We start from the raw sequence: 13,271 nt of genomic DNA, 5'->3' as shown, positions 1-13,271 counted from the left end.
CTGGCGTGCCGCTAGCTCTTTGGCTGTCATTCGACGGCGGACGCTTCAATCTTGTCCAGACGCGGCGCCTTGCTGTTGCAACGACGCTGGTCCTGACGCTGGGCTACTTCTTGCACCTCACGGCGGGTGACAAGATCAGCCAAGCTGATACCGCTGAGAAATTCGTGGATTTGCAGGCTCAGATCACACCACAGGTGGTGGGTCAGGCAGGTATCGCCGCCATGGCAATCGCCTAGACCCTGGCACTTGGTAGCGTCAACCGATTCGTTAACCGCGTCGATCACCTGGGCGACCTGAATCCCCTGCATGTCACGCGACAGCTGGTAGCCGCCGCCAGGACCACGAACGCTGGACACCAGGTTGCTGCGGCGCAATTTGGCGAAGAGTTGTTCGAGGTAGGACAGGGAAATGCCTTGGCGCTCGGAGATGTCAGCCAGGGACACAGGGCCATGCTGCGCATGCAACGCCAGGTCAAGCATGGCGGTGACAGCGTATCGGCCTTTAGTAGTGAGTCGCATGGACAATTACCGCGGAGTTTCGAGATGGGGACGAGTATGCGATTCCCGAGTATTTAAGTCAACTATAAGACCTAGTACTTTAGTCAGGATTACCCGTAAAACAGCGCGCGAATTGTAGCAAAGACTGGTTGCAATCGGCCAGCGGTACCGCGTGATCGTTCTTCGCGAGCAGGCTCGCTCCCACAGAAGATTACATTTCAACTGTGAGAGCGAGCCCGCTCGCGATGCGGCCAACCCGATTTAACTGGCCTGACTCTGATCCTTGTCCTTCACACACGCAAAGTCTTCTTCACGCAGCTGCGGCAGGTCTTTGGCACAGTAATTACTGCCCAGATCCTTCAGCGCACCGCACATCCCCTCCAGGCGCCCATCCACTGCCTGCAGGTGATCGAGCAACTGACCGATGGCGCGCGCCACCGGGTCTGGCATGTCTTCGCTGACGCCGTAGGCATCGAAGCCGATCTTCTCGGCCATCGCCTTGCGCCGGGCGTCCAGCTCATGATCGGGCTTGATAATGATCCGCCCAGGGATACCGACGACGGTCGCACCCGGCGGAACTTCCTTGGTCACCACCGCGTTGGAGCCGACCTTGGCCCCGGCACCGACAGTGAACGGACCGAGCACTTTCGCACCGGCGCCAACCACCACGCCATCGCCGAGGGTCGGATGCCGCTTGCCCTTGTTCCAGCTGGTGCCGCCGAGGGTCACACCCTGGTAAAGGGTGACGTCGTCGCCGATCTCGGCGGTTTCACCAATGACGATGCCCATGCCGTGGTCAATGAAGAAGCGCCGGCCAACCTTGGCGCCCGGATGGATTTCGATCCCGGTCAGCCAGCGACCGAAGTTCGACACCAGCCGCGCCAGCCACTTCCAGTTCCGCCCCCACAGCGCCGCCGACAGGCGATGAATCCAGATCGCGTGCATGCCCGGGTAGCAGGTCAGCACCTCGAACGCATTACGTGCCGCCGGATCACGGTGGAAAACGCTCTGGATATCTTCACGCAAACGCTCGAACATCATTATTCCTTCCGCTTAGGGAGCTCGCCACGGGCCGCTTTCTGGGTTTCCGTGAGGATGCCACGCAAAATGTTCATTTCCGCCCGGCTGACCGAGCTTCGACCGTACAAGCGACGCAGGCGCGCCATCAAGTGCCGGGGCTGTTCCGGATTGAGGAACTCGATCGCCACCAGGGTCTGCTCGAGGTGCTCATAAAAGCGCTCCAGCTCATCCATGGTCGCCAGCTCGGCACTCTTGGTGGACGCCACCTCTTCCTTCTCGACCTTGCTCGGCTGGCCTTGTGCCGCCAACCAGGCCATGCGCACTTCATAGGCCAGCACCTGCACCGCGGCACCCAGGTTCAGCGAACTGAACTCAGGGTCCGAGGGAATGTGCACGTGATAATGACATCGCTGCAGCTCTTCATTGGTCAGGCCGGAATCTTCACGACCGAACACCAGGGCGATCTGCGCGTCCTGCGCGGCTTCTTCCACCACCTTGGTCCCGCATTCGCGCGGATCCAGCAGCGGCCAGGGGATGCGCCGGTCACGGGCGCTGGTGCCGAGCACCAGGTTGCAGCCCACCAGCGCATCTTCCAGGGTGGCCACCACTTGCGCGTTTTCGAGGATATCGCCCGCGCCCGAAGCCCGTGCGTCGGCTTCGTGATGAGGAAAAACCCGTGGTTCGACCAGCACCAGCCGCGACAGCCCCATGTTCTTCATGGCACGCGCAGCCCCACCGATATTGCCCGGATGACTGGTATTGACCAGGACGACACGAATGTTCTGCAGCAAGGGAGGCGCTCTCTGACAGGGAATTTAGGCGGCAAATCTTACAGTTCATCCTAAAGTTAAGCTACGAAAGCGAACGTCGTCGTTCACCTATAGAAACTTTCTGCTAGAATGCTCGGCTTTCTTTAACAACCTTAGGTGACACATCCATGCAGCCCATGCTGAATATCGCGCTGCGCGCCGCCCGCAGCGCCAGTGAATTGATTTTCCGCTCCATCGAGCGCCTGGATACCATCAAGGTCGATGAAAAAGACGCCAAGGACTACGTGTCCGAAGTGGATCGTGCCGCCGAACAGAAAATCGTCGACGCCCTGCGCAAGGCTTACCCGAACCACTCGATCCTGGGTGAAGAGACTGGTATGCACGCTGGCACCGGCATCGAAGGCGAAGAGTACCTGTGGATCATCGACCCACTGGACGGCACCACCAACTTCCTGCGCGGCATCCCGCACTTTGCCGTCAGCATCGCCTGCAAATACCGTGGTCGCCTGGAACACGCCGTGGTCCTCGATCCGGTTCGCCAGGAAGAATTCACCGCCAGCCGTGGTCGCGGCGCCCAACTGAACGGCCGTCGCCTGCGCGTCAGCGGTCGCACCAGCCTGGACGGCGCCCTGCTGGGTACCGGCTTCCCGTTCCGTGACGACCAGATGGACAACCTCGACAACTACCTGGGCATGTTCCGCGCCCTGGTTGGCCAGACCGCCGGCATCCGCCGCGCCGGCGCCGCGAGCCTGGACCTGGCCTACGTCGCCGCCGGCCGTTTCGACGCCTTCTGGGAATCGGGTCTGTCCGAGTGGGACATGGCTGCTGGCGCCCTGCTGATTCAGGAAGCAGGCGGCCTGGTGAGCGACTTCACCGGCGGCCATGACTTCCTCGAAAAAGGCCACATCGTTGCCGGCAACACCAAATGCTTCAAGGCAGTCCTGACGGCCATCCAGCCGCACCTGCCAGCCTCGCTGAAGCGCTAAGCTTCCAGCGACAGAGAAAGCACCCTGCGGGGTGCTTTTTTTATGCCCGTCATTCCCATCACTTGTGGGTCTTGCGGTGTTCTTGCGAACATAAAAAAGCACCCCGAAAGGTGCTTTTTTGACCATCGACGATCAGCGCATCACTGACGCTGCTGATTCTCCGACAGGATCAACCGACCCTCTTTATCCACCGGAATCTGGTTGCCCGGATCACGGTCCATGCGCACCTTGCCTTCCTTGCCATCAAGCGAATAACGCACGTCGTAGCCTACGACCTTGTCGCTGATGTCATTGACCGTGTTGCAACGGGTCTGAGTGGTGGTGTAGGTGTCACGCTCCTGCATGCCTTCCTGCACCTTGTTACCGGCGTAACCGCCGCCTACAGCACCGGCCACGGTGGCAATTTTCTTGCCGGTGCCGCCGCCGATCTGGTTACCCAGCAGGCCACCCGCCAGTGCACCAACCACCGTACCGGCAATCTGATGCTGATCCTTGACCGGCGCCTGGCGGGTCACGGTCACGTCCTTGCACACCTCACGTGGCGTTTTGATCTGTGTCTTGACCGGCTCGACCGCCAGCACTTGCGCATACTCAGGGCCGCTTTTCACCAGGCTGTAGGTGGCAACAGCACCCCCGGCAGTCACACCGACAGCACCCAATACCGCACCAACCAGCAACGACTTGTTCACATGAACCTCCTGACCATCACATGCGGGCATGCCCGCGCTTCTCCCAGCCTTGGAGCATAAAAAAAGGCGCGAGTTCAATACTCGCGCCTTTTTGGGTACTACCAGGTGGGAAAACGTCTTAAGGACGGTCGTCCACTTCCTTCTCGGTATTGGCAGGAGGGATCAGGTCCTCGCTGCTCAGGTTCAGCCAGATCAGCACCACGTTGGCGATGTAGATCGACGAGTAAGTACCCGCCAATACACCCACCAGCAGCGCCACCGAGAAGCCCCACAGGTTGTCGCCACCGAAGATCAGCAGCGCAGCAATCGCCAGCAAGGTCGAAACCGAGGTCGCGATGGTCCGCAGCAGGGTCTGGGTGGTCGAGATATTTAGGTTCTCGATCAGCGTCGCCTTGCGCAACACGCGGAAGTTCTCACGCACCCGGTCGAATACCACGATTGTGTCGTTCAGCGAGTAACCGATGATCGCCAGTACCGCCGCCAACACCGTCAGGTCGAAGGTGATCTGGAAGAACGACAGGATACCGACGGTCACGATCACGTCGTGGACCAGCGACACAATGGCGCCGACCGCGAATTTCCACTGAAAGCGAAACGCCAGGTAGATGAGGATGCCGCCCAGCGCCATCAGCATGCCGAGGCCGCCCTGGTCGCGCAGCTCTTCACCGACCTGCGGACCAACGAACTCGACGCGTTTGACCACGGCCGGGTTGTCGCCGCCGACTTTCTGCAGCGCCTCTGCCACCTGGTGGCCCAGTTGCGGGTCTTCACCCGGCATCCGCACCAGCAGGTCGGTGGTCGCGCCGAAGCTCTGCACCACGGCTTCGTGATAACCCGAGCTCACCAGCTGCTCGCGCACCTTGGTCACATCGGCCGGACGCTCATAAGTCAGCTCGATCAGCGTACCGCCGGTGAAGTCCAGGCCGTAGTTCATGCCTTTGGTGGCAACGCTGAACATCGCCAGCAGGGTCAGCAGCAGTGTGATGCCGAACGCAACGTTGCGAACGCCCATGAAGTTGATTGTACGTAACATGGCAGCCCCTTAAATCCACAACTTCTTGAAGTCACGACCGCCGAAGATCAAGTTGACCATCGCGCGGGTAACCATGATGGCCGTGAACATCGAGGTCAGTACCCCGAGGGACATGGTCACGGCGAAGCCCTTGACCGGACCTGTACCCATGGCAAACAGAATCCCGCCCACCAGCAAGGTGGTCAGGTTGGCGTCGAGAATCGCAGTGAATGCGCGCCCGAAACCTTCGTTGATTGCCCGTTGTACGGTCATGCCGGCGGCGATTTCCTCACGAATCCGCGAGAAGATCAGCACGTTGGCGTCGACCGCCATACCCATGGTCAAGACGATACCGGCGATACCCGGCAGGGTCAGGGTAGCCCCCAGCAGCGACATCAGGGCCAGCAGCAGCACCATGTTCACGCCCAGCGCAACGGTGGCGATCAGGCCGAAGAAGCGGTAGATGGCGATGATGAACAGCGAGACGAACAGCATGCCCCACAGCGACGCATCGATACCCTTGGTGATGTTGTCAGCACCCAGGCTTGGACCAATGGTGCGCTCTTCAGCGAAGTACATCGGCGCCGCCAGACCACCGGCACGCAGCAGCAGGGCCAGTTCCGAGGACTCGCCTTGGCCGTTCAGGCCGGTGATGCGGAACTGCGCACCCAGCGGCGACTGAATGGTCGCCAGGCTGATGATCTTCTTCTCTTCCTTGAAGGTCTGCACCGGCACGTCTTTCTCGACGCCATCAACCACCTGCTTGACGTAGGTGGTCACCGGACGCTGCTCGATGAAGATCACCGCCATGCTGCGACCCACGTTGGAACGGGTCGCACGGTTCATCAGCTCGCCGCCATGACCGTCCAGGCGAATGTTCACCTCCGGCGTGCCGTGCTCACCGAAACCAGCCTTGGCGTCAGTCACCTGGTCGCCAGTAATGATCAGGCCACGCTCGATTTGTGCAGGAGGACGCTTGCCCTCGCGGAACTCGAACATCTCGGAAGTGGCTTTGGATGCGCCCGGCTCAGCGGCCAGACGGAACTCAAGGTTGGCCGTCTTGCCGAGGATACGCTTGGCTTCGGCAGTGTCCTGCACGCCTGGCAGCTCAACCACGATGCGGTTGGCACCCTGACGCTGAACGATAGGCTCGGCAACACCCAGCTCGTTGACGCGGTTACGGACCGTGGTCAAGTTCTGCTTGATGGAGTATTCACGGATTTCCGCCAGCTTGGCCGGGGTCATCGCCAGACGCAGTACCGGCTGACCATTGAGGTCGGCGGGAACAATGTCGAAATCGTTGAAGCTCTTGCGGATCAGGCTACGGGCTTGTTCGCGGGCCGCTTCATCAGTGAAGCCCAGCTGAATGGCACCGTTGAGTTGCGGCAGGCTGCGATAGCGCAGACGCTCTTTGCGCAACAGGCTCTTGACGTCGCCTTCGTAGACTTTCATGCGCGCGTCGATGGCTTTGTCCATGTCGACTTCGAGCAGGAAGTGCACGCCACCGGACAAGTCCAGACCCAGCTTCATCGGGTGCGCGCCGAGGCTGCGCAGCCATTGCGGAGTGGTTTGTGCCAGGTTCAGTGCAACGACATAGTCATCACCCAGAGCCTTGCGCACGACGTCCTTGGCCGGAAGTTGGTCTTCCTGCTTGGTCAGACGAATCAGGCCGCCCTTGCCGTTGGCTGCCAGGGTGGCCGCCTTGACGTTGATCCCGGCATCGTTGAGCGCTTTGCTCACACGATCCAGATCCGCCTGATTGACCTGCAGCGCAGTGCTTGCACCGCTGACCTGAATGGCCGGGTCATCAGGGTAAAGATTGGGAGCGGAATAAATCAGACCGATCGCCAGCACCGCCAGGATCAGTACGTATTTCCACAGAGGGTATTTGTTCAGCATCACGCCGCCCGCTTATGACGCGGGGCGCCTTGCGCGCCCCGTCGATTGGTAGAAGATGAAACTTAGATCGCTTTCAGCGTGCCTTTTGGCAGCGTGGCAGCGATGGCGCCTTTCTGGAACTTCAGCTCTACCGAGTCAGAAACTTCGAGAACCACGAAATCATCCGCTACTTTGGTGATCTTGCCGGCGATGCCGCCAGTAGTTACCACTTCGTCACCCTTCTGCAAGCTGCCCAGCAGATTCTTCTGCTCTTTGGCGCGCTTGGCCTGTGGACGCCAGATCATCAGATAGAAGATGACCAGGAAGCCAACCAGGAAAATCCACTCAAAACCAGTGCCAGCAGGGCCGGCAGCAGGTGCAGCGGCATCTGCCATCGCGTTCGAGATAAAAAAGCTCATTTAGCACTCCAGTTGCTGAATTAGGGTCTTAAACGTTTGAAACTCAGTCCAAGGGCGGAACAGGCAAGCCGCGCTTGGCATAGAAGGCATCGACAAAGGCGGCCAATGTACCCTGTTGAATAGCCTCGCGCAAACCAGCCATAAGCACTTGATAATGGCGCAAGTTATGGATGGTATTGAGCATGCTCCCCAGCATTTCGCCGCACTTGTCCAGGTGATGCAGATAAGCGCGGGAGAAGTTCTGGCAGGTATAGCAATCGCAGGTCGGATCGAGCGGCGAATCATCATGGCGATGGAACGCGTTACGGATCTTCAGCACACCAGTATCAATGAACAGGTGCCCATTGCGGGCATTACGGGTTGGCATCACGCAATCGAACATGTCCACCCCGCGGCGCACACCCTCAACCAAGTCTTCCGGCTTGCCAACACCCATAAGGTAACGAGGTTTGTCAGCCGGCATCTGGCCCGGCAGGTAATCCAGCACCTTGATCATCTCGTGCTTGGGCTCGCCCACCGACAAACCGCCAATGGCCAGGCCATCGAAGCCGATCTTGTCGAGGCCTTCCAGGGAGCGCATGCGCAGATCCTGGTGCATGCCGCCCTGAACGATGCCGAACAGCGCCGCCGTGTTGTCGCCATGGGCGTTTTTCGAGCGCTGGGCCCAACGCAGGGACAACTCCATGGAAATCCGCGCGACGTCTTCATCCGCCGGGTACGGCGTGCATTCGTCGAAAATCATCACAATGTCGGAGCCGAGGTCGCGCTGCACCTGCATCGACTCTTCCGGGCCCATGAACACTTTCGCGCCATCGACTGGCGAGGCGAAGGTCACGCCCTCCTCCTTGATCTTGCGCATGGCGCCCAGGCTGAACACCTGGAAACCGCCGGAGTCGGTCAGGATCGGGCCTTTCCACTGCATGAAATCGTGCAGGTCGCCATGCTTCTTGATCACTTCCGTGCCCGGGCGCAGCCACAGGTGGAAGGTGTTGCCCAGAATGATCTCGGCGCCAGTGGCCTCGATATCCCGTGGCAGCATGCCCTTGACCGTGCCGTAGGTGCCCACCGGCATGAAGGCCGGGGTCTCGACGGTGCCACGGGGGAACGTCAGGCGACCGCGACGGGCCTTGCCGTCGGTGGCCAGCAATTCAAACGACATACGACATTCGCGACTCATACTGTTTCCTCTGGGCCCGCTTCTTTAGGGGCAGTCGGCGCAGGATTACGGGTAATGAACATCGCATCACCGTAGCTGAAAAAACGGTATCCGTTGTCGACCGCGGCTTTGTAGGCCGCCATGGTCTGCGGATAACCGGCAAACGCCGAAACCAGCATCAACAGCGTGGATTCGGGCAAATGGAAGTTGGTGACCAGGGCATCGACCACATGGAACGGCCGGCCCGGGTAGATAAAGATATCGGTGTCGCCACTGAACGGCTTGAGCACGCCATCGCGCGCGGCGCTTTCCAGGGAACGCACGCTGGTGGTGCCTACTGCGACCACACGACCGCCGCGCGCACGGCAGGCGGCAACCGCATCCACCACGTCCTGGCCGACTTCCAGCCATTCGCTGTGCATGTGGTGATCTTCGATCTTCTCCACGCGCACCGGCTGGAAGGTGCCCGCGCCGACGTGCAGGGTCACGAACGCGGTCTCGACGCCCTTGGCGGCAATCGCCTCGAGCAACGGCTGGTCGAAATGCAGCCCCGCCGTCGGCGCCGCCACCGCGCCCAGGCGCTCGGCATACACCGTCTGATAACGCTCGCGGTCCGAACCTTCGTCCGGGCGGTCTATATAAGGAGGCAGCGGCATGTGCCCAACGCGGTCGAGCAGCGGCAGCACTTCCTCGGCAAAGCCCAGTTCGAACAGCGCATCATGGCGCGCCAGCATCTCGGCCTCGCCACCGCCATCGATCAGGATCTTCGACCCCGGCTTCGGCGACTTGCTGGACCGCACATGAGCCAGCACGCGGTGACTGTCGAGCACCCGCTCCACCAGGATTTCCAGCTTGCCGCCGGAAGCCTTCTGGCCAAACAGCCGCGCCGGAATCACCCGGGTATTGTTGAACACCATCAAGTCGCCCGGGCGCAAATGCTCGAGCAAATCAGTGAATTGACGGTGTGCCAGGGCGCCGCTGACTCCATCGAGAGTCAACAGGCGACTGCCGCGCCGCTCGGCCAACGGGTGGCGAGCGATCAGCGAATCAGGAAGGTCGAAAGTAAAGTCAGCAACGCGCATGATGGGGTGTCGTCTAGCAGGGCCGGGAAGTCTAGCGGAAATATCAAAAATTCTCTATGTACCTGATTGACCGACGGTAATCACCTCTCTATACTCCGCGGCCATTGCCCTGATGGCGGAATTGGTAGACGCGGCGGATTCAAAATCCGTTTTCGAAAGGAGTGGGAGTTCGAGTCTCCCTCGGGGCACCAAAATTGAAAAAGGTCTTGCGAAAGCAAGGCCTTTTTTTTGGTCTGGGGAAAACTGCCTGGCACCCCGCCGACCATACGCTGACACCACGATGACCTGTAGGAGCCGGCTTGCCGGCGAAGCTTTTGATCTGCCCCTCCGCGCCATCCGCGCCGCCGGAACATTGCACAAGAACTCCTTACAAGAATTACACCTGAAAACCGCCGCCCTCTTCTCGCTCAAACTCGCCTACGAAACCGAAGGCCAAAGCCCGATCCTGCGTGATGACCTGGTGATGGGTGATTACCAGCGCGATGTGTTTGAGCTGCTGGTGCGGCGTGGGGATTTTGAGGGGATTCAGGTGAAGGTGCGTGAGTGTATGGGGTTGGCGTTGGAGACGGCTGGGAGTGTGGATAAGCCGTTGGGGCGGGAGTTGGGGAGGTTGGTGGGGGAGTTTGCCGGGATTCAGGCAATGGAGCAGCTTGGTACGCCGCTCGTTGCGCTTAAGGATTATCTGAAAGACATCCAGTGAATAACGGTGGGCGTCCTAAAAAGCGGGAACGCCCGATAGTCGGAGCCACGCTGGCTGCCATGTCTAACCCTGTAGACCCCTTTCGCCCGCGACTAAGCTCCAGATTTTTTAAAATAAGCTCGTTAGTACCTTTTAACTTCTGAGCGATGTACCCACACCTCAAACAATACAAAATATACCGATCAGGTTTTCTTTCTGATCGCAGAGGTATTGCGCGCAACTCTGTCGACTCTCATTTTCATTAACGCATCAACGTCTACATCCTCCAACCCAAAGAATGCCATGCTATTGAACTCTCTGGACATAAACGCAGACCACGCACCAAAATACTTTTTCCCCAAGGGCTTTAATAGTGAGTATTTTTCTACATAGTACTTTAGATCCGCGCCGTACGAGCCGAGGCAGTTTATTTGCAACAGCGCCATTTCCGACTGACTAAGTTGAGCCCGCACAATATTGGCATAGTTTCTCTTGCGAAGATAATCCGTATAAAACCGCCTCTTACTTGAGACCAGAACCTCATCACCTTTAAAGTCCAGCGATATATCCTGACTTGTATCAATCATTTTCATAATCCAGTAAAGATTACGAAAATAATGCCCAGACACACTTAGCCACTGATTACAAAAAACCTCAATTTCACTTTGAATGCTACTGTCTACCACTGACTCCGGATAAAAAATACCTGCTTGGTATTTCCTGCCTTCTTTGAAATCTTTTACAATCATGTCGATTGCGTCTCGTCCTTGACGGGCGCGGCCTGGTTGATCGCCATGCTTTATATCTCCTAGTATTTTCGCATGCACATCCAACATACCAAACAGTGTCGACTCAAACATTTGTTTAGAATAAACAGCCGTTTGCTGGCGTTGCTCTTGTGTTGCAGTTTTTGCCTCCAACTGGGCTGCCTTCATCTCTGCCCGCTGCAAAGCCATCGTTTTCAGCACTGCCATTAACGCAAGAAAACTCAACAGCGGATTTAAAAAACCACCCGCAAAATCGCCTAACTGCCCCCAGTAGCTTGCGGTCCCCTGATTTACAACTGCTATTGCAGGGATATTTATTCCCCAGAAAAAATGTACGAACAGAGCGCCAAAAATCGTACCGCAAGCAGTGAGCGCTATCAGGGCGACCCCAATAAAAAAGCGATTTTTCCTTCTATATTCACGAAGCGAGTGTAAATCAACAATACATGCTTTAAGAAAACTCCGAAAATCCATAACTGCTCCATAGCACCAACAAGATTATTTCAACAGTGCAATTTTGCGAGATTGCATGCTATTAACGACATGATGGCATATCGCCCATAAGTCGACAACACCTACACGTAAGCGTATGAATAGAGAGCGACTAACCATTCAACACCACTCATGGTGGTCGCATAAATCACCCTCAACTGACTAGATCACCTTAAATATACTAGTAATCGCTTCATAATTTGACCTTGCCTGATGCGTTTGTGTCGTTGGTGAGAAAAATTGAGAGGGACAGATTATTTCCATTCAATGGATGAGCGTTAGGCGAGCAAGGCATAAAAATGACACATTGAATAATTAAACTGACCCTTTCCATCTTTCCAATGCCTTTTTATGGTCCTCTTTCCACGAAAGCTGGTAGCGAACTGCCCACTTTCTACATCCACACCTAACAACAACCCTTTGTACAAGCAGATCATCCTCCTCACTCACAGCTTGTATTTTTCTATGAATTAACTCATACAAATAAAGAGTCTCGATATAAACCCAGCAAATATATCGAATCATCAAATAACGACCAGGAAAGTAGCATCACCTTTATAAAATATGAAGAGATTTAAAATGACTATCAGTCATACTGATTAATCGTGAACGAAAGTCTCATTCGCTTAACCAGAACATATTCGACATCAAGGAATTTTATCATCAGATATTAAAAGATGGCTTAAAAAATAATTTTTGACGAGTGTGGCTACTTGGAACATTACATAGCAATGACAAAATAGTAGGGCGAACCAGACAGCGACGGCTGCCTGGGTAATTACAAAGATGGGTAAAACAGGAACAGACCGCATTACTTCAGATAATTGGCTTCAGGTTGATGCGTTCGAAGGTTGCGATTAAGTTGTCTGCACGATACCCTCCCGCCGTCGCTGCAAATTCAGCGACCGGGCTTGGTAACCCGAGGTAAATCACTGCGCAACAGTGCCATGCGTCAGGCGCTTTTTTTCGCCTGCGATATTCGTTATGGCGGCTGTGCGTGGGACGTCTCCGGACGTGCCGGTTTCCTTGATTTCCCGGTTTACCAACCTGCGCACAGCTGCCACCCACTCGCTTGGTAACGAGTGCTGGCGGCTCTTCAAATTAAGGAGCTTCACAATGCGCAGCATGGATCCGTTTCAAATTCGGTTGTTTTCCTCAAAAAATCCCTCCCCCATCGCCTCTCCCTCCCCGGAGGCGACCAATGACTGATAAATCCGACCTCAAAACCATCGGCCTGACCCCTGCCATCCACTGCGCAGACCAAGCGCTATTTCACGTCGCTCGCGATGTGCCGCTCGGTGATGCGCTGTCCATGGCCTCAGACTTTCTGCATCTGGCGAAGTTGCTTTCGGAGGATGCTGCGTACGCCCGGGATACGGATCGGCATGCCTGGGCGGCGCACTATTTGATGGGGATGGGTAAGGCGTTGGTGGATGATGCGGTGAAGGTGTTGGGGCAGGATCGGGGTTAAAAGCTGAGGGCTGTGGGGGTGGATGGGCTGGCGTCTTCGCGGGCAGGCCCGCTCCCACGGAATTTGACAGGCTGATTGTCGTTTGCAGTTGGGCAGTAGTAATTTCCGGGGACGCCGCATGGTTCCAGGATAATCGCGTCATCGTTGACGATTTTCGCGAGCAGGCTCGCTCCTACAGGGGATTGGGGCTCAGCCAGCCATCTGACCAGCGCCAGACCGCCCTCGCAGCACTCATCTAGACTTACCCCATAGTCGCAAGCAGAACCAAACACGTCGCTTTCATGCCGATGAATTAAAAGCCCCGTGGCAAGCTGCCTTTTATGCCCAACAGAGGCGCGGCGAAGACCGCGCCG

The 13,271-nt window shown here is 57.1% G+C and carries 13 protein-coding genes and 1 tRNA gene; 4 read left to right on the top strand and 10 right to left on the bottom strand.

From position 1 onward, the window contains the following. Positions 1 to 26: 26 nt before the first annotated feature. The 3 genes from iscR to trmJ form a co-directional block, all read right to left on the bottom strand. Complete coding sequence (gene iscR, locus NR126_RS05995) at positions 27 to 518, bottom strand: Fe-S cluster assembly transcriptional regulator IscR (protein ID WP_027619653.1); 492 nt, start codon at positions 516 to 518, stop codon at positions 27 to 29. A 240-nt stretch (positions 519 to 758) separates the two neighbouring features. Then, complete coding sequence (gene cysE / locus NR126_RS05990) at positions 759 to 1,535, bottom strand: serine O-acetyltransferase (protein WP_027619652.1); 777 nt, start codon at positions 1,533 to 1,535, stop codon at positions 759 to 761. A gap of 2 nt (positions 1,536 to 1,537) precedes the next feature. After that, positions 1,538 to 2,308 carry a tRNA (cytosine(32)/uridine(32)-2'-O)-methyltransferase TrmJ gene (gene trmJ / locus NR126_RS05985; protein WP_027619651.1) on the bottom strand — a complete coding sequence of 257 codons (771 nt, stop codon included), beginning with the start codon at positions 2,306 to 2,308 and terminating at the stop codon, positions 1,538 to 1,540. Positions 2,309 to 2,454: 146 nt separating this feature from the next. On the opposite strand from trmJ, the gene suhB reads away from it, so the two are divergent. After that, positions 2,455 to 3,273 carry an inositol-phosphate phosphatase gene (gene suhB, locus NR126_RS05980; RefSeq protein WP_003185165.1) on the top strand — a complete coding sequence of 273 codons (819 nt, stop codon included), beginning with the start codon at positions 2,455 to 2,457 and terminating at the stop codon, positions 3,271 to 3,273. A 140-nt stretch (positions 3,274 to 3,413) separates the two neighbouring features. Here suhB and NR126_RS05975 read toward each other — a convergent pair whose 3' ends face one another. The 6 genes from NR126_RS05975 to queA all read right to left on the bottom strand — a co-directional run bounded on the left by NR126_RS05975 (position 3,414) and on the right by queA (position 9,509). Beyond that, positions 3,414 to 3,962: a glycine zipper 2TM domain-containing protein gene (locus NR126_RS05975; protein WP_027619649.1), complete on the bottom strand. Its 549-nt coding sequence runs from the start codon at positions 3,960 to 3,962 to the stop codon at positions 3,414 to 3,416. Between the two features lie 118 nt (positions 3,963 to 4,080). Beyond that, positions 4,081 to 4,995 (bottom strand): protein translocase subunit SecF, encoded by a 915-nt coding sequence (gene secF / locus NR126_RS05970; protein WP_027619648.1) that lies wholly within the window; start codon positions 4,993 to 4,995, stop codon positions 4,081 to 4,083. Between the two features lie 9 nt (positions 4,996 to 5,004). Then, on the bottom strand, positions 5,005 to 6,873 hold the full coding sequence (gene secD, locus NR126_RS05965; RefSeq protein WP_027619647.1) for a protein translocase subunit SecD: 1,869 nt from the start codon (positions 6,871 to 6,873) through the stop codon (positions 5,005 to 5,007). Positions 6,874 to 6,935: 62 nt separating this feature from the next. After that, the gene (yajC, locus tag NR126_RS05960; RefSeq protein WP_027619646.1) at positions 6,936 to 7,271 is read right to left on the bottom strand and encodes a preprotein translocase subunit YajC; all 336 of its coding nucleotides are present in this window, start codon (positions 7,269 to 7,271) and stop codon (positions 6,936 to 6,938) included. A gap of 43 nt (positions 7,272 to 7,314) precedes the next feature. Next, positions 7,315 to 8,430, bottom strand: a complete 1,116-nt coding sequence (gene tgt, locus NR126_RS05955) for a tRNA guanosine(34) transglycosylase Tgt (RefSeq protein WP_175645524.1) — start codon at positions 8,428 to 8,430, stop codon at positions 7,315 to 7,317. Between the two features lie 14 nt (positions 8,431 to 8,444). Continuing rightward, on the bottom strand, positions 8,445 to 9,509 hold the full coding sequence (gene queA / locus NR126_RS05950) for a tRNA preQ1(34) S-adenosylmethionine ribosyltransferase-isomerase QueA (RefSeq protein WP_105755911.1): 1,065 nt from the start codon (positions 9,507 to 9,509) through the stop codon (positions 8,445 to 8,447). Positions 9,510 to 9,615: 106 nt separating this feature from the next. Between queA and NR126_RS05945 the strand changes: the two genes are divergently transcribed. Together NR126_RS05945 and NR126_RS05940 are read left to right on the top strand one after the other, a co-directional pair. After that, positions 9,616 to 9,700 (top strand) — tRNA-Leu (locus tag NR126_RS05945). Positions 9,701 to 9,861: 161 nt separating this feature from the next. Continuing rightward, on the top strand, positions 9,862 to 10,209 hold the full coding sequence (locus tag NR126_RS05940; RefSeq protein WP_256829964.1) for a hypothetical protein: 348 nt from the start codon (positions 9,862 to 9,864) through the stop codon (positions 10,207 to 10,209). 182 nt (positions 10,210 to 10,391) lie between these two features. Here the strand turns inward: NR126_RS05940 and NR126_RS05935 are convergent, their stop codons facing one another. Continuing rightward, positions 10,392 to 11,429, bottom strand: a complete 1,038-nt coding sequence (locus NR126_RS05935) for a putative phage abortive infection protein (RefSeq protein WP_256829883.1) — start codon at positions 11,427 to 11,429, stop codon at positions 10,392 to 10,394. A 1,219-nt stretch (positions 11,430 to 12,648) separates the two neighbouring features. Here NR126_RS05935 and NR126_RS05930 point away from each other — a divergent pair. After that, positions 12,649 to 12,918, top strand: a complete 270-nt coding sequence (locus NR126_RS05930) for a DUF3077 domain-containing protein (RefSeq protein WP_256829881.1) — start codon at positions 12,649 to 12,651, stop codon at positions 12,916 to 12,918. Positions 12,919 to 13,271 lie beyond the last annotated feature (353 nt).

Source organism: Pseudomonas sp. Pse1 (assembly GCF_024519635.1).
In the GTDB taxonomy this organism is placed as follows: domain Bacteria; phylum Pseudomonadota; class Gammaproteobacteria; order Pseudomonadales; family Pseudomonadaceae; genus Aquipseudomonas.
Note: the sequence above shows the minus strand (reverse complement) of the source record. Positions and strands in the feature narration are given on the sequence as shown.

Excerpts from the sequence above, each read along its gene's own strand:
- iscR (WP_027619653.1), bottom strand. The coding sequence starts at position 518 with ATGCGACTCACTACTAAAGGCCGATACGCTGTCACCGCCATGCTTGAC.
- cysE (WP_027619652.1), bottom strand. The coding sequence starts at position 1,535 with ATGTTCGAGCGTTTGCGTGAAGATATCCAGAGCGTTTTCCACCGTGAT.
- suhB (WP_003185165.1), top strand. The coding sequence starts at position 2,455 with ATGCAGCCCATGCTGAATATCGCGCTGCGCGCCGCCCGCAGCGCCAGT.
- secF (WP_027619648.1), bottom strand. The coding sequence starts at position 4,995 with ATGTTACGTACAATCAACTTCATGGGCGTTCGCAACGTTGCGTTCGGC.
- secD (WP_027619647.1), bottom strand. The coding sequence starts at position 6,873 with ATGCTGAACAAATACCCTCTGTGGAAATACGTACTGATCCTGGCGGTG.
- yajC (WP_027619646.1), bottom strand. The coding sequence starts at position 7,271 with ATGAGCTTTTTTATCTCGAACGCGATGGCAGATGCCGCTGCACCTGCT.
- tgt (WP_175645524.1), bottom strand. The coding sequence starts at position 8,430 with ATGTCGTTTGAATTGCTGGCCACCGACGGCAAGGCCCGTCGCGGTCGC.
- queA (WP_105755911.1), bottom strand. The coding sequence starts at position 9,509 with ATGCGCGTTGCTGACTTTACTTTCGACCTTCCTGATTCGCTGATCGCT.
- NR126_RS05935 (WP_256829883.1), bottom strand. The coding sequence starts at position 11,429 with ATGGATTTTCGGAGTTTTCTTAAAGCATGTATTGTTGATTTACACTCG.
- NR126_RS05930 (WP_256829881.1), top strand. The coding sequence starts at position 12,649 with ATGACTGATAAATCCGACCTCAAAACCATCGGCCTGACCCCTGCCATC.